Genomic DNA, 18,917 nt, shown 5'->3' on the forward strand with positions numbered 1-18,917 from the left:
TACTCTGAAAGGTAAATATGAGTTTTTTTGAACAGTATCGAACAGGAAATCTAGTCCTTCCAAATGCCTTATTTTTTCACTTTAAGGATATTTTTCCATCAGCGGATGACTTTTTAGTTTGGCAGTTTCTCTATCTACAAACGACTACTCAGATTGGAGAAGTGGCTTCTAGCCAGATAGCGCAGGCAACTGGAAAGACCCCCACTGAGGTTAATAAAAGTATTACGACATTAACTGAAGCCGGACTTCTTGATTTTACGACTGTTAAAGTTAATAATGAAATTGAGATGGTTGTTGATGCTTCACCTGCCCTAGCAGTGTTAGACAAGCTAGTGAGTAGTGAAAATCCAATGACAGGTCCTGTTGCTGGCCAACCAACAAATACACAGCTTATTAAACAATTAACAGATGAGTTGGAACAGGCTTTGGGAATCTTGAATCCTATGGTAATAGAAGATTTAAATAAGGAAATTCAGGAAGAACACACTGACCCGGAATTAATCCGTGAAGCTCTGAAAGAGGCAGTATTTAACCGAAAAACCAACTGGAATTATATCAAAGGGGTTCTTCGTAACTGGAAATTAAGTGGTATTACTACTAAAATTCAAGTTGAAGAACGTCGTTTGGAGCATCAAGGAAAGAAACAACATCACCAGGTTTCGGATGAGTTCAAAACCGGTATGGACGCGGCCCGTCAATTGTGGGGTGGTCAATAATGTTGGGTAGAAAACGTGTTAATGAAGCTCTGACTTTAATGGGAAAGATGTTTCCAGATGCACATGGTGAGCTGGAGTGGGAGACTCCCTTTCAACTACTAGTTGCTGTTATTTTATCTGCTCAAACAACGGACAAAGCCGTTAATAAAGTAACACCGGGTTTGTGGGCCCGTTATCCAGAAATTGAAGATTTAGCATCTGCTAATCTTGATGATGTTGAAATGTGCTTAAGAACCATTGGGCTATATAAGAATAAGGCAAAGAATATCATCAAAACTGCTAGAGCTGTTTTAATGAATTTCGACGGACAAGTTCCCAAAACTCACAAGGAATTAGAGAGTCTACCTGGTGTTGGACGAAAAACAGCTAACGTCGTATTGGCTGAAGTCTATGGTATTTCGTCTATTGCTGTAGATACACATGTCTCTCGCGTTTCTAAACGGCTGAATATAGCTCCTGAAAATGCTAGTGTAGAGGACATCGAAGCAGAATTGATGAAGAAAATACCAAAGAAAGATTGGATTATCAGTCATCACCGCATGATTTTCTTTGGACGCTATCATTGTTTAGCCAAGAATCCCAAATGCCAGACTTGTCCTCTTCAAAGTTACTGTAAGTATTATCGAAAAACAATTAAGAAATAAGCTGAGGATGTGATTTTCGTCAGCTTTTTACAGTTGTAAGATTTTGTTACAAACTAGTAACTTGACAAAAGATCCAGGCTTTAAGAAAATAGAAGAAACGATTTAGAAGCAGGAGCGAAATAGTGAATGGCTGAATTCAGTGATTAAGAGTATTTGAGAGTCTTAGCTGATAATGGTGATAGAGAAACAGTCAAAGAATATGAGCAAGCTTTGGATAATCGTATTTTTTAGTTGCAAATTTCATTGGCTCAAATGAGTGATTCGCAGGGGCGTAAGGAAGTGCAAAAACTCTTGGAACAAGTGGAAGAGAAAAAAGGACTACTTTCAAGAAAAAGAGGATAAAGCTGTGAGCGAATTTAGACGTCGTAAAACTGAAAGAACTAGGGGAATGAAAGTTTCGAGTTTCAATAAACTCAAAGACCCTAAAAAAATTCGATGGGTAATTGGGGGAATTGCTTTAATTGCAGTGCTCATCCCTTTACTTACTTTAGTGTGGTATAGTAATAACCAAAACGAAAATGTCACTAACCCATGGAAAAATGGCCAATTGGCTAAAAGTAAGGAAGGATCATCATCAAATAGTAAATCATCATCAGATAGTAAAGCATCTCAAGTTGATACGTCATCTTTGTCTGATCAGCAGTTAGGAGATTGGGTTTTTTCTACCTATGCTAAAGAACAAGGTTCAACTGGTGATAATTATAAAAATTTAGGTTGGAGTGTCTATTCTTGGAAAGATAATGACGATGGTTTGGTTTATGCACAACTTTATGATACATATGGTAATGATGTCCTCCTTTTCCGAGTAAACACTAAGGAACAACTCGAAGCCTATGGAGGTATTGACGGTTCAAGTGGTTCATGGGACGTTGTTTCAAAAACTTATAAAACAAGCTAATTTAATCATGTTAAAGCACTAGCCAATAGTGGTTGAGACTGTCATTTGACAGTCTTTTTTGGTATAATCTAAGATAATCGTATAAACAATTAAAAAGCTGATTGATAGTATTGGAGAATCATGGTTCTACAGAGCTTTTTTAGTGTCTTTAGATTTTCCAGAGTCAAGTTAACAAAGGAGAGTTGTCGTGTCAGACTATTTATCGGTCACATCCTTAACCAAATATTTGAAAATGAAATTTGACCGTGACCCTTATTTAGAGAGGGTATATTTGACAGGCCAGGTTTCTAATTTTCGCCGACGCCCGAGTCATCAGTACTTTTCTCTTAAGGATGAAGGGGCAGTCATTCAGGCAACGATTTGGGCTGGGGTCTTCAAAAAAATTGGTTTTGATCTTGAAGAGGGAATGAAGATTAATGTTGTTGGTCGGGTGCAGATTTATGAGCCTAGTGGTTCATATTCCCTTATTATTGAGAAGGCTGAGCCAGATGGTATTGGTGCACTCGCCCTCCAGTTTGAGCAGCTTCGTAAAAAACTTGCTGCTGAAGGCTACTTTGATGATCGTCATAAGCAACCTCTTCCTAATTTTGTCAAGAAAATTGGGGTTATCACTAGTCCTAGTGGCGCGGTTATTCGGGACATTATTACAACGGTTAGTCGCCGTTTTCCAGGTGTAGAGATTCTGCTTTTTCCTACCAAGGTTCAAGGTGACGGAGCGGCACAAGAGATTGTTGAAAATATTCAAAAAGCCAATCAGAGGGAAGATCTGGATCTTCTTATCGTCGGCCGTGGTGGAGGTTCAATTGAGGACCTATGGGCCTTTAATGAGGAAATTGTAGTTCAGTCCATTTTTGAGAGTCGTCTACCTGTGATTTCAAGTGTTGGTCACGAAACAGATACGACTCTGGCGGATTTTGTAGCGGATCGCAGGGCTGCTACACCTACAGCAGCAGCTGAACTTGCCACTCCGATATCAAAGGCTGATACCTTGGTTTGGATTCGTGAAAGACAAAACAGAGCCTACCAAGCTTGTTTGAGGCGCATACAGTATAATCAGGAACGTTTAGCCAAATTATCACAATCGGTTGTCTTTAGGCAACCTGAACGTCTTTATGATGGATATTTGCAAAAGTTAGATCGCCTTACAACAAGGCTCGAAACCTTCATGAGTCAAGATTTTGAGCACAAACAAAAATCAGCTGAATTTTTGAGACAGCGATTACATGGTCTAAATCTCTCGACTCATGTTAAGAACTATCAAGATCGTCGAGCGTCCTTACAGCGACTTTTAGTGACCACAACTAAAAATACTATCAATGGTAACCGCATTAGACTAGAGAAGGCTCAAGATGCCCTATTTTCTCTAGATACTAGCCGTATTGTTGCCAGGGGCTATGCTATTGTCAATAAAAATGATAAGCCCCTAACAACTATCAAAGATATTACTAAAGGCGAGCGATTAACAATCCAAATGAGAGATGGACAACTAGAAGTAGAGGTGAAAAATGTCAACGAAAAAAACATTTGAAGAAAATTTACAGGACTTAGAAGCTATCGTCACAAAACTTGAAACAGGTGATGTTGCTCTTGAGGATGCGATTGCTGAATTCCAAAAAGGTATGGTATTGTCTAAAGATTTGCAGAAGACCTTGGAAGATGCTGAAAAAACACTTGTTAAGGTTATGCAAGCAGATGGTACAGAAATGGAAATGGATGCCTAATGACCAAGCTAAAAAAAATTGATGCTGCTATACGGGATTTTTATCAAAAGAAAACCCCACCAGTATCAAGCGATTTAATCACTGCTATTCTTTATTCAGTTGATAGTGGCGGTAAGCGTATCCGTCCACTGATTTTCTTGGATTTACTTGAAGGATTTGGTTTAGAGTTAACTTCCAGTCATTTTGATGTTGCAGCAAGTCTTGAAATGATTCATACCGGGAGTCTGATTCACGACGATTTACCGGCAATGGACAATGATGATTACCGTCGAGGACGTCTAACAAACCATAAAAAATTTGATGAAGCAACGGCAATTTTAGCTGGTGATTCTCTCTTTTTAGATTCCTTTGCACTTGTAGCTCAAACAGAGCTTTCTGTAGAAATTCGTGTTCAATTGATTCACACTCTATCTCATGCGTCAGGGACCTTCGGTATGGTTGGTGGTCAGATGTTGGATATGAAAGGTGAAGGTCTGGAACTTGATTTATCGCAACTGGCTAAGATTCACGAGAATAAGACTGGTAAGCTTCTAACCTTTCCTTTTGTAGCGGCTGGTATTGTGGCCCAGCAAGAAAATCGAGTCATGGAGAATCTTCAAGAAGCTGGTCGCTTGATTGGTCTTGCCTTTCAAGTTCGTGATGATATTTTAGATGTGACTGCTGACTTTGAATCCTTAGGAAAAACACCTGGAAAAGATGTGGTCGCTGGAAAATCAACTTACCCTGCTCTTCTTGGTTTGGAAAAATCACATGCCATTCTCGAGGAATCACTAAATAAGGCTGAGGCCATTTTCAAAGAGTTGGCTGAGTACCAAGGTTTCAAGCAAGACAATATTATGAAAATCATAGAGAGGTTAAGATTCCATGCCTAAGGAAAGAGTAGATGTCTTGGCTTATAAACAAGGCCTATTTGAAACGCGAGAACAAGCTAAACGCGGTGTTATGGCTGGTTTAGTTGTTAATGTTATCAATGGTGAGCGTTACGATAAACCTGGTGAAAAAATTGATAATGGAACAGAGTTGAAGCTCAAAGGTGAAAAGCTTAGGTATGTGAGTCGTGGAGGACTCAAACTTGAAAAAGCTTTAGCTGTTTTCAATCTATCAGTTGAAGATATGACAACCATTGATATCGGTGCCTCAACAGGTGGATTTACCGATGTCATGCTTCAAAATGGTGCTAAACTGGTTTATGCAGTAGATGTTGGCACCAATCAGTTAGTTTGGAAATTGCGTCAAGATAATCGAGTGCGTTCTATGGAGAAATATAATTTTCGATATGCTGAACCAGTCGATTTCACAGAGGGATTGCCATCATTTGCATCTATTGATGTTAGTTTCATCTCTCTTAATTTGATTTTACCAGCCTTGGCTAAGATATTGGTTAATGAAGGGCAAGTTGTTGCTCTTGTGAAACCTCAATTTGAGGCAGGCCGTGAACAAATTGGAAAAAATGGGATTGTACGTGAGAGCAGTATCCATGAAAAAGTATTAGAAACCGTAACAGCTCTTGCAGTTGACTATGGCTTTTCAATTAAAGGACTGGATTTTTCTCCTATTCAAGGTGGTCATGGTAACATTGAATTTCTCGCACACTTGGAGAAGACAGATTCTCCTCAAAATGATGTTCAAACTTCAATCAAAGAAGTTGTAGCACAAGCACATAAGGAGTTTAAGAAGAATGAAGAAGAAAGATCGTTTGGAGTTAATCCGAAAGATTGTCCAAGAAAATAAAATTACGACCCAGGGAGAATTGGTAAGGTTACTCCAGGCTGAGGGGTTGAAGGCTACTCAGGCTACGGTATCACGTGATATCAATGAAATTGGTATTACCAAAGTGCCAACCGAAGATGGTTCTTACATCTATGGGCTCCCAACTGCTCCTAGACGAGTAGGTGGATCTTCTGTTGCTTGTCGCCGCTTGTTGCGTGTTGATCGACAACATGCCTTTATGAATATTTTAGTTCAGCCAGGGACTAGTCGTCTCATCAAAAAGATTCTTTTGGATGAATACAAGCATTTGATTTTTAGCTTGATTGCTGATGATGACACGCTCTTTTTGGTTGCTCAGTCAGAATTAGCTGCTATCGAATTACATGGACAAATCGTCAAGTGGGTTGAAGAATAGGAGGAAGCATGCTTCTCGAAATTACGATAAAGAATTTCGCAATTATTGAAGAAATTTCTCTTAATTTTGAAAATGGGATGACTGTTCTTACCGGAGAGACTGGGGCAGGAAAATCCATTATCATTGATGCCATGAATCTTATGTTGGGGGCACGGGCATCTAGCGAGGTTGTCCGTCATTCAGCCCCCAAGGCGGAGATTCAGGGCTTCTTTTCAATTGAACAAAATCTTGCTTTAGTTAGTCTCTTGGAAGACAATGGGATTCCTGTTGAAGATGAGTTGATTATCCGCCGTGAAATTTTCCAAAATGGTCGAAGTGTTAGCCGTATCAACGGTCAGATGGTCAATTTAACGATTCTTAAAGCTGTCGGCCACTTTTTGGTAGATATCCATGGACAGCATGACCAAGAAGAACTTATGAGACCTGCTCTTCACATAAGCATGCTTGATGCCTTTGGTGACAAGGATTTTTTTCAGGCAAAAAAAGAATATCAGGAATACTTTGACCGTTACCGTGAGCTAAGAAAAGCTGTTCTTGAAAAACAGAAAAACGAGAAAGAGCATAAGGCTAGAATTGAAATGTTATCTTTTCAGATTGCAGAAATTGAAGCAGCCTCTCTAAAAACAGGCGAAGATCTAGATTTGATGAAGGAGCGAGATAAACTCCTCAATCATAAGCAGATTGCTGATACCTTAACGAATGCTTATGTTATGCTGGATAATGAAGATTTTTCAAGCCTATCAAATGTCCGTTCTGCCATGAATGATCTCCAATCTCTTGAAGAGTATGATTCTGATTATAAAGAACTCTCTAATAATTTGTCAGAAGCCTACTATGTCCTTGAGGATGTCACTAAACAGTTAGGAGATCTTGTAGGTAATTTAGATTTTGATGCTGGGCGTTTGCAAGAGATTGAACACCGTTTAGATACGATTAATGCCATTACCCGTAAATATGGTGGAACTGTTGATGATGTCTTAGATTATCTCGAAAATTCAAGTAAAGAATATAACCTATTGACTGGAAATTCTAGCTCTTCTGATGCTATGGAACAAGAGCTTAAGCAACTTGAAAAAGACTTACTCGCGTCTGCAGAAACCTTGCAAAGGGAACGACATCAGATTGCAAACGCTCTTGAGTCAGAGATAAAGACTGAGTTATGTGATCTTTATATGGATAAGGCTGATTTTAAAGTTGTCTTTACTAAGGGGAAATTTAACCGTGATGGTAATGAGCAAGTTGAGTTTTATATTTCAACCAATCCAGGTGAAGGATTTAAACCGCTTGTTAAGGTTGCATCTGGTGGTGAACTGTCTCGACTTATGCTAGCCATTAAGTCAGCCTTTGCTCGAAAAGAAGATAAAACTAGTATTGTCTTTGATGAGGTTGATACTGGAGTGTCAGGCCGCGTAGCCCAGGCTATTGCACAGAAGATTCATAAGATTGGAAGTCATGGTCAGGTATTGGCTATCAGTCACCTTCCTCAAGTAATCGCTATTGCAGATTATCAATTCTTTATTTCTAAAGAAAGTGATAAAGAGACAACTGTATCTCGTGTTCGTCTCTTAACACCTGAAGAAAGAGTTGAGGAAATTGCCAAGATGCTTGCAGGTGATAATTTGACTGATGCTGCCTTGAGTCAAGCTAGAGCTTTATTAAAAGTGGATGAACCTGTTTAGGAAAAGAGTTGGGTAAACCTCTCTAGTCATGCTATAATAGAATAAAAAATTATGTTAAGCGAGAGAAATATGAGTAAAATCAGAATTGTAACCGATTCGTCAATCACGATTGAACCGGAATTGGTTGAAAAGTACAATATCACTATTGTTCCATTGTCAGTTATGGTGGATGGTGTCATCTATTCAGATAGTGACCTTCGTGAAGAAGGTCATTTCCTGGAAATGATGAAGAATAGTAAAGAGTTACCAAAGACAAGTCAACCACCAGTAGGGTTGTTTGCTGAGACATTTGAAAAATTGATTAAAGATGGTGCAGAGCAAATTATAGCTATACATCTTATGCATACTCTTTCTGGGACATGTGAGGCTTCACGTCAAGGAGCTAGCCTTTCAGGAGCTGATGTAACAGTTATAGACTCAGGTTTTATAGATCAATGCCTAAAATTCCAAGTAGTTGAGGCTGCTAAACTCGCGCAAGCAGGGGCTAGTCTTGAGGACATTGTGGCACATGTAGAAGAAGTGAAAAGTAAATCTGAACTTCATATTGGTGTCTCTACCCTTGAAAATCTTGCCAAAGGTGGTCGTATTGGGCGTGTTACAGGGCTTTTGTCATCATTGCTCAATATTCGTGTTATTATGGAATTGAAGGACTATCAGTTAAATACTGTTGCCAAAGGTCGTGGTGCAAAAACGTTCACGAAATGGTTGAATTCTTACATTGATGCTATCAAGGATCGTAAGATTGCTGAGATAGGTGTCTCCTATGCTGGAACACCTGTGCTGGCACATGAACTTGCTTCGAAACTTAAAGTATTGGGTGCTCCAATTTCAATTCTTGAGACTGGTTCCATCATTCAAACACATACTGGTGAAGACGCCTTTGCCGTAATGGTTCGCTATGAATAAATTGAAAGAATCAGAATTACTTAGAAGCTTTGCAGGCTTCTTCTTGCTTTTTCTATTATTTATGGGGCTACTCATTTTTATTGTACCAAGCAGTCATCAGTCATCAAAGATTTCTGACAAGATAAGGTCTGTAAAAAAAGAAAAGGTAACTTATGTGGCGATTGGAGACTCACTTACTCAAGGTGTGGGTGATAGCAGCAATCAAGGGGGCTTCGTTCCTGTTTTATCTCAGGCCTTAGAGTCAGATTTTAATTGGCAAGTGACTTCTCGTAACTATGGTATCGCAGGAAACACTAGCAATCAAATCCTCAAAAGGATACAGGAAAAGAAGGATATCAAAAGGGATCTCAAAAAGGCAAAATTGATGACTTTGACTGTTGGTGGAAATGATGTGATTCATGTCATTAAGGATAATATCACAAATCTTAATATGAACACCTTTAGCAAAGCTGCTGTGGACTATCAAAAGAGATTGCGACAGATTATTGAGCTGGCTCGTAAGGAAAATAAAACATTACCGATTTATATTGTTGGTATATACAATCCGTTTTATCTTAATTTTCCAGAGATGACAGAAATGCAAACCATTGTTGATAATTGGAACCTGTCTACCGAAGAAGTGTCTAAGGAGTACGACAATGTCTACTTTGTTCCAGTTAACGATCTGCTCTATAAGGGAATCAATGGTAAGGGTGGAGTGACGAGCTCTGATGAAACATCACAGTCTATCAAATCATCCCGAGATAGTTTAAACGATGCTCTATTTGAGGAAGATCATTTTCATCCCAACAACACAGGCTATCAAATTATGTCAGATGCGATTTTGAAACGTATAAACCAAACAAAGAAGGGGTGGTCAGGTGAGTAAGGTATGGAAATGGTTATTTTTGGGACTGTTAGCCTTAAATCTAGCCCTAATTTGTGTCGTGACGGTTAGAATAATGACACCAGTCGAAACGATCTCAGTATCCTTACCTAAAGGAGCTACTAAAATTGGAAAGTATAGTATGAGTAAAGAGGAGCTTGATGCGGCGCTTACAGGGTTTGCTCAAGATTATTCCACTGATAAGATGCGTTTCAAGGTCAAAGTGACTAATTCTAAAATTGTTTTTGAGAGTAGTTACAAGGTCTTAGGTCACGCACTCCCCCTATATGTTTACTTTACGCCTCTTGTAAGTGAGTCGGGTTCTGTCGTTCTTCAAGTGTCTGAGCTCTCGGCAGGAACCTTGAAGCTCCCTGTTTTAGATGCTCTTAATATGATTGAACGTTCAACAAAACTTCCTGATTACATTGTAATTGACAGTAAGAAGGGTAAGGTTACCCTAAATATTCAGTCTATGAAGAATGATAAGGGAATAACAGCACGTGCTCAGAGTTTCGATTTAGTTAATGACCGTGTCGAGTTTGACATCTATAAGACAATAAATTAAAAACGCTTTACTTTTTACAAAAGAGCGATGAAATTAGCGTTTATTACTTGACCTCATAAGGCTTTTAGGATATGATAATATTTGTAAAAGCGCTAGAAATATTATTCGCTTAGAAATAAATTGGAGGATTGTTACAATGGCTAACAAACAAGATTTGATCGCTAAAGTTGCAGAAGCAACTGAGCTTACAAAAAAAGATTCAGCAGCAGCTGTAGATGCGGTTTTCGCTTCTATCGAAGAATTCCTTGCTGCAGGTGAAAAAGTACAATTGATTGGTTTCGGTAACTTTGAAGTACGTGAACGTGCTGCTCGTCAAGGTCGTAACCCACAAACTGGTGAAACTATCTCAATCGCAGCTTCTAAAGTTCCTGCATTTAAAGCGGGTAAAGCTCTTAAAGACGCAGTCAAATAATGTTAAACCCCCTAAGCTTTTTAGGGGTTTTGATTTATACAAAAAAATATAAGGAAAATTATGAAAACCATAACAGTGATATTGATCTTTCTTTTGGTTTTTACTGTTATTAAGTTATCAGCTATTGTTGCAATTAGTAAACTGATGAAGCCAAGTGAAAAACAGATCGAAGAAGCTCGTCAAAAGCGTATTCAAGCCCAAAAAGAGGGGAAGGATACTTTTGAAGTCTGGGATGAACGAGATGATGATAGCCTCGTATAAGAAAAGAAACTCATCCTCAAATAAAGATAAAAAGAGTTTGGAAAAAATCCAAGCTCTTTTTGGTTATCTGTCAATATAGTGCAGTTTTCCACGAAAATCTTCAAGAGTTTCATAACCTTTTTTTGCCATGATTTCTTTAAGTTCTTTAGTGATGCGATCAAAGATAGTAACACCTTCTTTTTGAAGTGCAGTACCTACTTGCACCATACTTGCGCCACAAAGGATGTGTTCAAAAGCATCACGACCAGATTTCACACCACCAGTACCAATAATTTGGATCTCAGGTTTCAAACGTTGGTAGAAGGCATGGACGTTTGCCAAGGCAGTAGGTTTAATGTAATCACCACCAATACCACCGAAGCCATTTTTTGGTTTGATGACAACAAATTCATCTTCAATGTAAAGTCCATTACCAATAGAGTTCACACAGTTAACGAAGACAAGAGGGAATTGGTTGAAAACAGCAGCTGCTTGATCAAAGTGAACAATATCAAAGTATGGTGGTAATTTCACGCCAAGAGGTTTCGTAAAGTAAGAGAAGACTTCAGTAAGGATATCGGTTGTGGTTTCAAAATCGTATGCAATTTGAGGTTTGCCTGGAACATTAGGACATGAGAGGTTGAGTTCAACGAGTCCCTCATAGTCACTTTTTTGAACTTTTTTAAGAATAGTGTGTGTTTCTTCTGGTGAGAGTCCCACTAGTGAGAGAAAATGGTTTTTTGTATTGGGTTGATTTTGCAATTCAATGACATAGTCAAGATAATATTCAAAACCGTTATTTGGCAATCCCATTGAGTTGATTGAACCAAGGGGTACATTGACATAACGAGGTTCTGGATTACCAGGACGGGCCTCAAGTGTCCCTGTTTTTGTGACGAATGAACCAGCAGCTGAAGCTTCAATCTCTGCCAGCTCTTCTTTGGTCATGCAGTAAACACCAGCAGCATTCATAAGACAGTTATCAAACGTAAAGTTACCAACTTTTGTAGCAGTAGAAACCATAAGATCCTCCTTAAGTATCACAAAGTAAAATGTTTACTATTTTCATTTCATTCTAGCATGAAAGAAGGCTTAAAACAAGGAAATAATGGATAGGTATAAGCTTCTGACTTAAAAATCTGATTAGTTTTAATTTGGCAAAGAAAAGGAAGAGTAGAATTTTACAGAATTTTGGTATTTTGCTAGCTTTTTCAATGTTTTTTGGGTATAATAGATAGAGTAAATAGGTTTAATCCTAAATAAAAAGGAGACATAACTAATGGTAAAATTGGTTTTCGCTCGCCACGGTGAGTCTGAATGGAACAAAGCTAATCTTTTCACAGGTTGGGCTGACGTAGATCTTTCTGAAAAAGGTACTCAACAAGCTATTGACGCTGGTAAATTGATTAAAGAAGCTGGTATTGAATTTGACAAAGCTTATACTTCAGTATTGAAACGTGCGATCAAAACAACTAACCTTGCGCTTGAAGCCTCTGACCAACTTTGGGTTCCAGTTGAAAAATCATGGCGCTTGAACGAACGTCACTACGGTGCTTTGACTGGTAAAAATAAAGCAGAAGCTGCTAAACAATTTGGTGAAGAGCAAGTTCACATCTGGCGTCGTTCATACGATGTATTGCCTCCAAGCATGGACCGTGATGATGAGTACTCAGCACACAAAGACCGTCGTTACGCTTTACTTGACGATTCAGTAATTCCAGATGCTGAAAACTTGAAAGTAACTTTGCAACGTGCCCTTCCATTCTGGGAAGATAAAATTGCTCCAGCTCTTAAAGATGGTAAAAACGTATTCGTAGGTGCACATGGTAACTCAATCCGTGCCCTTGTAAAACACATCAAAAAACTGTCAGATGATGAAATCATGGATGTTGAAATTCCAAACTTCCCACCATTGGTATTTGAATTTGACGAAAAATTGAACGTTGTTTCTGAATATTACCTCGGAAAATAAGCTAAGAAAAATAGATATTAAGAACAATTAGAAAAGCTGACTTTGGTCAGCTTTTTTGTTTTTCTGAAAAAATGTAAAAAACGGTCAGAAAAGTCAGTTAATTCAGTATTTTTCCTTGACTTTCAAGATTGAAAGATGTATCATATAAAACAAGATACATCGAAAGGAAATAAGTCAGATGACATTCGCAACTACAACTACTTTGCTATTGCGTAATGAGGGCTAGTGCAAAAGCATTAGTCCTGTTTGGCTTACCAAGCGGGAGTTCAAAACATCTCGCTTGGGTTTCCGAGTGAGATGTTTTTTTTACTATTATTGTTTTTACTTTTAGAAAGAGGATTGTCTATGCGTAAAGTGGAGTTTCTTGATACAAGCCTCCGAGATGGGGAACAAACACCAGGTGTTAACTTCTCAATCAAAGAAAAAGTTGCTATTGCAAAGCAACTTGAAAAATGGGGAATTTCTTCAATCGAAGCTGGTTTCCCTGCAGCTAGTCCAGATTCATTTGAGGCTGTAAAACAAATTTCAGCTGCTATGACTACTACAGCAGTTTCTGGTTTAGCTCGTTCTGTAAAGTCTGATATTGATGCTTGTTATGAAGCTATTAAGGATGCAAAATTCCCACAATGTCATGTCTTTATTGCAACAAGTCCTATTCATCGTGAATTCAAGTTGAAGAAATCAAAAGAAGAAATTCTTGAGATTATCAAAGAACATGTGACTTATGCGCGTGAACGTTTTGATATTGTTGAGTTTTCACCTGAAGATGCTACTCGTACAGAGCTCGATTATCTCTTGGAAGTTGTTCAAACAGCAGTTGATGCTGGTGCGACTTATATTAACATTCCGGATACAGTTGGTTTTACAACTCCTGAAGAGTTCGGTCATATTTTCAAATATCTCATTGAAAATGTTAAATCAGATCGTAAAATTATCTTTAGTCCTCACTGTCACAATGACCTTGGTATGGCTGTAGCTAACACACTTGCAGCTATTAAAAATGGTGCTGGCCGTGTTGAAGGAACTGTAAATGGTATCGGTGAACGTGCCGGAAATGCAGCGCTTGAAGAAGTGGCAGTGGCTCTTAATATCCGTGAAGACTACTATAAAGCAACAAGTGATATTGTGCTTAATGAGACAGTCAACACTGCTGAACTTGTATCTCGATATTCAGGTATCGCTATTCCTAAGAATAAAGCTGTTGTTGGTGGGAATGCCTTTTCTCATGAATCTGGTATCCACCAAGATGGTTTCCTTAAAAATCCTCTTACTTATGAAATCATTACACCCGAGTTGGTTGGGGTTAAGAAAAGCTCACTTCCACTTGGTAAATTGTCAGGTCGCCATGCCTTTATTGAAAAATTGAAAGAACTTGAGCTTGACTTTGTTGAAGAAGATATCAAACCACTCTTTGCTAAATTCAAGCTCTTGGCTGATAAAAAACATGACATTACTGATGCTGATATTCGCGCACTTGTTGCTGGGACTAATGTTGAAAATCCAGAAGGCTTCCATTTCCAAGATCTTCGCTTGACAACTAATCCTGATGAAACAATTACTGCTGCAGTTAGCTTGGTAAATGAAGACGGGGAAGCTGTAGAATTTTTGGCAAATGGCCAAGGGTCAGTTGAAGCTATCTTCAATGCTATAGATAAGTTCTTCAATCAAACAGTCCGCTTGACTTCTTATAATATCGATGCCGTAACTGATGGTATTGATGCCCAAGCACGTGTACTTGTATCTGTAGAAAATGTGGACACAGATACAATCTTCAACGCTTCAGGTTTGGATTTTGACGTCTTGAAAGCTTCAGCAATTGCATATATTAATGCGAATACGCTGGTTCAAAAAGAAAATGCTGGTGAGATGGCACGAAAAGTTTCTTACCGTGACCTTCCATAAACTTAAGAGGTGTTAAATATGACAAAAAAAATTGTAACACTTTCTGGTGATGGTATTGGACCTGAAATCATGACAGCCGGTCTTGAAGTTCTGGATAAAGTAGCTTCAAAAATTGGATTTGATTATGATGTTGATGCTAAACCTTTTGGTGGTGCTGGTATCGATGCTGAGGGTCATCCACTTCCTAAAGCTACTCTAGAAGCTGCTAAATCGGCAGATGCTATCCTTTTGGCTGCTATTGGCGGACCTAAATATGATAATGCACCAGTTCGTCCCGAACAAGGGCTTTTGGCCATTCGTAAGGAGTTGAATCTCTTTGCTAATATCCGTCCTGTTCGTATCTTTGATGCTTTGAAACACTTGTCACCTCTTAAACCGGAGCGTATTGAAGGCGTAGATTTTGTCGTTGTTCGTGAGCTTACAGGTGGTATTTACTTTGGTGAGCACATTTTAGAGGAAGATAAGGCTCGTGATATAAATGATTATTCAGCTGATGAGATTCGTCGCATCATGCGTCGTGCCTTCAAGATTGCCCAAGGTCGTGGCAAAAAGGTTACTAGCATTGATAAACAAAATGTTTTGGCGACCTCTAAATTGTGGCGTAAGGTTGCTGATGAAGTTTCTTTGGAGTTTCCAGATGTAACTCTTGAACACCAGCTCGTTGATAGTGCAGCAATGATTATGATTACCAACCCAGCTCGCTTTGATGTTGTTGTGACTGAAAACCTCTTTGGTGATATCTTATCTGATGAGTCAAGTGTTCTTCCAGGTACCCTAGGTGTTATGCCGTCTGCTAGTCATTCTGAAAACGGTCCAAGTCTTTATGAACCGATTCATGGTTCAGCACCAGATATCGCTGGTCAAGGTATTGCCAATCCAATTTCAATGATTTTGTCAGTAGCTATGATGTTACGTGAAAGTTTTAATGAAACTGAAGGGGCAGAATTGATTGAAAATGCTGTTGATAAGACCTTGAATCAAGGCATCTTGACACGTGATTTGGGTGGTCAGGCTTCGACTGCTGAAATGACAGCAGCTATTATTAGCAATCTCTAAAATCATGACACTGAAATTAGTGTTACTAAGTGTTTTGTTGGTGTGGAATCTAGTCATCTTATCCGTTTATGGACTTGATAAACATAAGGCTATTCAACATAAGAGACGGATTTCTGAGAAGTCATTATTATTGCAGACTATTATCTTTGGTGGTATTGGTGCCTTTCTAGGTGGGAGACTATTTAGACATAAAATTAACAAATGGTACTTTAAGTTCTGCTGGCTTTCAGGGATTGTTATAGATGTCGTTCTTTTATACCTTATCCTAACGAAGCTTTCGGATTAACCAATCCTTAGATTATAATTGGAGTATTTTATGAGCGGAAAATCAATTTTCGATAAACTTTGGGAACGCCACGTAATTAAAGGTGACGAGGGGCAACCCCAACTTATGTACGTGGACCAACATTATATTCATGAAGTGACTAGTCCCCAAGCTTTCCAAGGTCTTCGTGATGCAGGACGTAAAGTAAGGCGTCCAGATCTGACTTTTGGGACCTTTGACCATAATGTTCCAACTGTGAATATCTTTGATATTAGAGATGCTATTTCTAAGGCACAAATTGATAAACTTGCTGAAAATTGCATTGAGTTTAGTATTGACAATGCGTCACATGGTTCGGATAAGCAAGGAATTGTACATATGGTTGGTCCAGAAACAGGGCGTACGCAACCAGGTAAGTTTATTGTTTGTGGGGATAGTCACACAGCTACCCACGGTGCCTTTGGAGCTATTGCCTTTGGTATTGGAACGAGCGAGGTTGAGCATGTCTTTGCTACACAGACACTTTGGCAAGTCAAACCTAAAAAGATGTTGGTAGAATTCACTGGGAAGCCTCAGAAAGGCGTTTATTCAAAAGATTACATTCTCGCCTTGATTGCTAAATATGGGGTTGCTTGTGGACTGGGTTATGTTGTAGAGTACCGCGGTGAGGCAATTGACTGTTTGACTATGGAAGAACGTATGACAATCTGTAATATGTCAATTGAATTTGGTTCGAAAATGGGAATTATGAATCCAGACCAAGTAACATATGATTATATGCGTGGTCGAGAATGTGTTCCTGAGGATTTTGATGTAGCAGTAGCTGACTGGAAGACACTAGTTAGTGATGATGATGCAGAATACGATAAAGTCATTCGCATGGATGTTTCTGAGTTGGCACCAATGGTCACATGGGGAACTAATCCATCTATGGGGGTAGATTTTGATACACCTTTCCCTGAAGTTCGAGATATGAATGATGAGCGTGCATATCATTATATGGGTCTTCGTCCGGGTCAAAAAGCAGAAGACATTAATCTTGGGTATGTCTTTATTGGGTCTTGTACTAATGCTCGCTTGAGTGACTTGCAGTTGGCAGCCAGATTTGTTAAAGGTAAGAAAATTTCCCCTAATTTAACAGCTATTGTGGTTCCAGGTTCTAGACCTGTTAAACAAGCTGCAGAGAAAATTGGGTTGGATAAGATATTTAAAGATGCTGGTTTTGAATGGAGAGAGCCAGGATGCTCAATGTGTCTTGGAATGAATCCAGATAAAGTGCCTGATGGGGTCCATTGTGCTTCAACAAGTAATCGAAATTTTGAGGATCGACAAGGGTTTGGAGCAAAAACACACCTTTGTAGTCCTGCAATGGCAGCGGCAGCAGCTATTGCCGGACATTTCGTTGATGTTCGCCGAATGCCAGAAGTACAATAAGGAGGAAACATGGAAAAATTCACCATTTATACCGGTACGACAGTTCCATTGATGAATGATAATATCGATACCGACCAGATTCTTCCCAAACAGTTTCTCAAACTGATTGACAAAAAAGGTTTTGGAAAATATTTGATGTATTCTTGGCGTTATAAAGATAACAAATACACTGAGGATCCTGATTTTGTTTTTAATCGACCTGAATATCGTAAAGCAACTATTTTAATAACAGGTGATAATTTCGGTGCAGGTTCATCTCGCGAACATGCTGCGTGGGCCCTAGCTGACTACGGATTTAAAGTTGTTATTGCAGGTTCCTTCGGAGACATTCACTACAATAATGAACTTAATAATGGGATGTTACCAATTGTTCAACCGATAGAAGTACGTCGAAAATTGGAACAATTAAAACCTACTGATGAAGTGACGGTAGATTTAGAACGACAAAAAATTATTTCACCGGTTGGTGAGTTCACTTTTGAAATTGATGGTGAATGGAAACATAAACTTTTAAATGGATTAGATGATATAGGGATTACCCTGCAGTATGAGGATTTGATAACCGAGTATGAAAAACATCGTCCAAGCTATTGGCAGTAATAGTCTTATATTTTCGAATATTCCGAAAATTACTTGCCTGATAGCTATGAACATGATAAAATATATGTATTATAAATTAAATGGAGAACACACATTATGACTAAACATGTCCAATGGGATGGTAACCTTAACCAAGAAGGTTTTGAAATTCTTAAAGGTGAGGGTGGATGTATCGTTACACCAACTAAAGTTGGTTATATTATTATGACTAGCGATAAAGCTGGTTTGGAACGTAAATTCGAAGCTAAAGAACGTAACCGTAACAAACCAGGTGTTGTTCTTTGCGGAAGCATGGATGAGTTGCGTGCATTGGCACAATTGACTCCTGAAATTGATGCTTTCTATCAAAAGCACTGGGATGAAGATATCCTTCTTGGATGTATTCTTCCGTGGCGTGAGGATGCTTACACAAAACTCCAAGCATTTGGTGATGGCCGTGAAGAGCTTATGACTGATGCACGTGGAACATCATGTTTCGTTATTAAATTTGGTAAACCTGGTGAGCAAATTGCCAAAGAAATGTGGGAAAAAGAAGGTAAGATGGTTTATGCTTCATCAGCAAACCCTTCAGGTAAAGGTAACCGTGGTAAGGTTGAAGGTATTGGTGAACGTATTGAAAATGCTGTTGACCTTGTCATTGAAGCTGATGAATACGTTGCGTCAATTCAGTCTGATAAAACTGTTGAAACACGTTATGAACAAGGTGTTATGGTATCAATGGTTGATGCAGACGGTAAATTAATTCCTGAACAAGGTGAGGGAAGCCGTTCTGTAGAACCATGTCCAGTAGTTATCCGTAAAGGTCTTGATATAGATAAAATTATGATGAACCTTTCAGACCACTTTAATTCTTGGAACTACCGTCAAGGTGAGTATTATTAAGAAAATAATGTCTTCAAGAAAGCAGAACCCTTGGT

At 38.8% G+C, this 18,917-nt stretch carries 22 protein-coding genes; 21 read left to right on the forward strand and 1 reads right to left on the reverse strand.

Features of this window, described 5'->3' with window-relative positions; translation table 11 throughout:
* The first annotated feature begins 17 nt into the window (after positions 1–17).
* The 14 genes from NSQ85_RS05790 (at position 18) to NSQ85_RS05855 (ending at position 10,792) form a co-directional block, all read left to right on the forward strand.
* Complete coding sequence (locus tag NSQ85_RS05790) at positions 18–716, forward strand: DnaD domain-containing protein (RefSeq protein WP_179971983.1); 699 nt, start codon at positions 18–20, stop codon at positions 714–716.
* The gene (nth, locus tag NSQ85_RS05795) at positions 716–1,360 is read left to right on the forward strand and encodes an endonuclease III (protein ID WP_179973797.1); all 645 of its coding nucleotides are present in this window, start codon (positions 716–718) and stop codon (positions 1,358–1,360) included. The genes NSQ85_RS05790 and nth overlap by 1 nt, the downstream gene beginning before the upstream one ends.
* Positions 1,361–1,706: 346 nt before the next feature.
* The gene (locus NSQ85_RS05800; protein WP_232086274.1) at positions 1,707–2,258 is read left to right on the forward strand and encodes a hypothetical protein; all 552 of its coding nucleotides are present in this window, start codon (positions 1,707–1,709) and stop codon (positions 2,256–2,258) included.
* 187 nt (positions 2,259–2,445) lie between these two features.
* Positions 2,446–3,786 carry an exodeoxyribonuclease VII large subunit gene (gene xseA, locus NSQ85_RS05805; RefSeq protein WP_179973796.1) on the forward strand — a complete coding sequence of 447 codons (1,341 nt, stop codon included), beginning with the start codon at positions 2,446–2,448 and terminating at the stop codon, positions 3,784–3,786.
* The gene (locus tag NSQ85_RS05810; RefSeq protein ID WP_002951008.1) at positions 3,764–3,979 is read left to right on the forward strand and encodes an exodeoxyribonuclease VII small subunit; all 216 of its coding nucleotides are present in this window, start codon (positions 3,764–3,766) and stop codon (positions 3,977–3,979) included. The genes xseA and NSQ85_RS05810 overlap by 23 nt, the downstream gene beginning before the upstream one ends.
* Positions 3,979–4,851, forward strand: coding sequence for a polyprenyl synthetase family protein (locus NSQ85_RS05815; RefSeq protein ID WP_179973795.1), 873 nt, complete (start codon positions 3,979–3,981; stop codon positions 4,849–4,851). Before NSQ85_RS05810 ends, NSQ85_RS05815 begins: the two co-directional genes overlap by 1 nt.
* A complete protein-coding gene (locus NSQ85_RS05820) occupies positions 4,844–5,710 on the forward strand; it encodes a TlyA family RNA methyltransferase (protein WP_179973794.1) in 867 nt (288 codons plus the stop codon). Before NSQ85_RS05815 ends, NSQ85_RS05820 begins: the two co-directional genes overlap by 8 nt.
* Positions 5,658–6,104 carry an arginine repressor gene (locus tag NSQ85_RS05825; protein ID WP_179971978.1) on the forward strand — a complete coding sequence of 149 codons (447 nt, stop codon included), beginning with the start codon at positions 5,658–5,660 and terminating at the stop codon, positions 6,102–6,104. The genes NSQ85_RS05820 and NSQ85_RS05825 overlap by 53 nt, the downstream gene beginning before the upstream one ends.
* A gap of 8 nt (positions 6,105–6,112) precedes the next feature.
* Positions 6,113–7,783 (forward strand): DNA repair protein RecN, encoded by a 1,671-nt coding sequence (recN, locus tag NSQ85_RS05830; protein WP_179973793.1) that lies wholly within the window; start codon positions 6,113–6,115, stop codon positions 7,781–7,783.
* A gap of 69 nt (positions 7,784–7,852) precedes the next feature.
* Positions 7,853–8,689, forward strand: a complete 837-nt coding sequence (locus NSQ85_RS05835; protein ID WP_179973331.1) for a DegV family protein — start codon at positions 7,853–7,855, stop codon at positions 8,687–8,689.
* Complete coding sequence (locus tag NSQ85_RS05840) at positions 8,682–9,557, forward strand: SGNH/GDSL hydrolase family protein (RefSeq protein WP_179973332.1); 876 nt, start codon at positions 8,682–8,684, stop codon at positions 9,555–9,557. Before NSQ85_RS05835 ends, NSQ85_RS05840 begins: the two co-directional genes overlap by 8 nt.
* Positions 9,550–10,119: a YpmS family protein gene (locus NSQ85_RS05845; protein WP_100273594.1), complete on the forward strand. Its 570-nt coding sequence runs from the start codon at positions 9,550–9,552 to the stop codon at positions 10,117–10,119. The genes NSQ85_RS05840 and NSQ85_RS05845 overlap by 8 nt, the downstream gene beginning before the upstream one ends.
* Before the next feature lie 136 nt (positions 10,120–10,255).
* Positions 10,256–10,531, forward strand: a complete 276-nt coding sequence (locus NSQ85_RS05850) for an HU family DNA-binding protein (protein WP_002950996.1) — start codon at positions 10,256–10,258, stop codon at positions 10,529–10,531.
* Positions 10,532–10,591: 60 nt separating this feature from the next.
* Positions 10,592–10,792 (forward strand): hypothetical protein, encoded by a 201-nt coding sequence (locus tag NSQ85_RS05855; RefSeq protein ID WP_179971974.1) that lies wholly within the window; start codon positions 10,592–10,594, stop codon positions 10,790–10,792.
* Between the two features lie 63 nt (positions 10,793–10,855).
* Here the strand turns inward: NSQ85_RS05855 and NSQ85_RS05860 are convergent, their stop codons facing one another.
* Positions 10,856–11,794 (reverse strand): dihydroorotate oxidase, encoded by a 939-nt coding sequence (locus NSQ85_RS05860; protein ID WP_340781348.1) that lies wholly within the window; start codon positions 11,792–11,794, stop codon positions 10,856–10,858.
* A gap of 256 nt (positions 11,795–12,050) precedes the next feature.
* Between NSQ85_RS05860 and NSQ85_RS05865 the strand changes: the two genes are divergently transcribed.
* From NSQ85_RS05865 to NSQ85_RS05895, 7 genes are all read left to right on the forward strand, one after another.
* On the forward strand, positions 12,051–12,743 hold the full coding sequence (locus tag NSQ85_RS05865) for a phosphoglycerate mutase (RefSeq protein ID WP_340781350.1): 693 nt from the start codon (positions 12,051–12,053) through the stop codon (positions 12,741–12,743).
* A gap of 345 nt (positions 12,744–13,088) precedes the next feature.
* The gene (locus NSQ85_RS05870) at positions 13,089–14,645 is read left to right on the forward strand and encodes a 2-isopropylmalate synthase (protein ID WP_179971971.1); all 1,557 of its coding nucleotides are present in this window, start codon (positions 13,089–13,091) and stop codon (positions 14,643–14,645) included.
* A gap of 18 nt (positions 14,646–14,663) precedes the next feature.
* Entirely contained in the window at positions 14,664–15,701 is a 1,038-nt protein-coding gene (gene leuB / locus NSQ85_RS05875) for a 3-isopropylmalate dehydrogenase (RefSeq protein WP_340781351.1), read from the forward strand.
* Positions 15,702–15,705: 4 nt separating this feature from the next.
* A complete protein-coding gene (locus NSQ85_RS05880; RefSeq protein ID WP_011681246.1) occupies positions 15,706–15,987 on the forward strand; it encodes a DUF1294 domain-containing protein in 282 nt (93 codons plus the stop codon).
* 30 nt (positions 15,988–16,017) lie between these two features.
* Complete coding sequence (gene leuC / locus NSQ85_RS05885; protein ID WP_179973333.1) at positions 16,018–17,400, forward strand: 3-isopropylmalate dehydratase large subunit; 1,383 nt, start codon at positions 16,018–16,020, stop codon at positions 17,398–17,400.
* A gap of 9 nt (positions 17,401–17,409) precedes the next feature.
* Complete coding sequence (gene leuD, locus NSQ85_RS05890; RefSeq protein ID WP_179971967.1) at positions 17,410–18,000, forward strand: 3-isopropylmalate dehydratase small subunit; 591 nt, start codon at positions 17,410–17,412, stop codon at positions 17,998–18,000.
* Between the two features lie 96 nt (positions 18,001–18,096).
* Positions 18,097–18,882 carry an L-threonylcarbamoyladenylate synthase gene (locus NSQ85_RS05895; protein WP_179971966.1) on the forward strand — a complete coding sequence of 262 codons (786 nt, stop codon included), beginning with the start codon at positions 18,097–18,099 and terminating at the stop codon, positions 18,880–18,882.
* Positions 18,883–18,917 lie beyond the last annotated feature (35 nt).

This window comes from Streptococcus sp. FSL L8-0526, from assembly GCF_038007145.1.
GTDB lineage: Bacteria > Bacillota > Bacilli > Lactobacillales > Streptococcaceae > Streptococcus > Streptococcus thermophilus.

Bases quoted from the DNA above. Each gene is read 5' to 3' on its own strand.
- NSQ85_RS05860 (WP_340781348.1), bottom strand. From the start codon at position 11,794: ATGGTTTCTACTGCTACAAAAGTTGGTAACTTTACGTTTGATAACTGT.
- NSQ85_RS05840 (WP_179973332.1), top strand. From the start codon at position 8,682: ATGAATAAATTGAAAGAATCAGAATTACTTAGAAGCTTTGCAGGCTTC.
- NSQ85_RS05880 (WP_011681246.1), top strand. From the start codon at position 15,706: ATGACACTGAAATTAGTGTTACTAAGTGTTTTGTTGGTGTGGAATCTA.
- NSQ85_RS05870 (WP_179971971.1), top strand. From the start codon at position 13,089: ATGCGTAAAGTGGAGTTTCTTGATACAAGCCTCCGAGATGGGGAACAA.
- leuC (WP_179973333.1), top strand. From the start codon at position 16,018: ATGAGCGGAAAATCAATTTTCGATAAACTTTGGGAACGCCACGTAATT.
- NSQ85_RS05865 (WP_340781350.1), top strand. From the start codon at position 12,051: ATGGTAAAATTGGTTTTCGCTCGCCACGGTGAGTCTGAATGGAACAAA.
- NSQ85_RS05850 (WP_002950996.1), top strand. From the start codon at position 10,256: ATGGCTAACAAACAAGATTTGATCGCTAAAGTTGCAGAAGCAACTGAG.
- NSQ85_RS05855 (WP_179971974.1), top strand. From the start codon at position 10,592: ATGAAAACCATAACAGTGATATTGATCTTTCTTTTGGTTTTTACTGTT.
- NSQ85_RS05825 (WP_179971978.1), top strand. From the start codon at position 5,658: ATGAAGAAGAAAGATCGTTTGGAGTTAATCCGAAAGATTGTCCAAGAA.
- NSQ85_RS05835 (WP_179973331.1), top strand. From the start codon at position 7,853: ATGAGTAAAATCAGAATTGTAACCGATTCGTCAATCACGATTGAACCG.
- leuB (WP_340781351.1), top strand. From the start codon at position 14,664: ATGACAAAAAAAATTGTAACACTTTCTGGTGATGGTATTGGACCTGAA.
- recN (WP_179973793.1), top strand. From the start codon at position 6,113: ATGCTTCTCGAAATTACGATAAAGAATTTCGCAATTATTGAAGAAATT.
- NSQ85_RS05810 (WP_002951008.1), top strand. From the start codon at position 3,764: ATGTCAACGAAAAAAACATTTGAAGAAAATTTACAGGACTTAGAAGCT.
- NSQ85_RS05820 (WP_179973794.1), top strand. From the start codon at position 4,844: ATGCCTAAGGAAAGAGTAGATGTCTTGGCTTATAAACAAGGCCTATTT.
- NSQ85_RS05895 (WP_179971966.1), top strand. From the start codon at position 18,097: ATGACTAAACATGTCCAATGGGATGGTAACCTTAACCAAGAAGGTTTT.
- nth (WP_179973797.1), top strand. From the start codon at position 716: ATGTTGGGTAGAAAACGTGTTAATGAAGCTCTGACTTTAATGGGAAAG.
- leuD (WP_179971967.1), top strand. From the start codon at position 17,410: ATGGAAAAATTCACCATTTATACCGGTACGACAGTTCCATTGATGAAT.
- NSQ85_RS05790 (WP_179971983.1), top strand. From the start codon at position 18: ATGAGTTTTTTTGAACAGTATCGAACAGGAAATCTAGTCCTTCCAAAT.
- NSQ85_RS05815 (WP_179973795.1), top strand. From the start codon at position 3,979: ATGACCAAGCTAAAAAAAATTGATGCTGCTATACGGGATTTTTATCAA.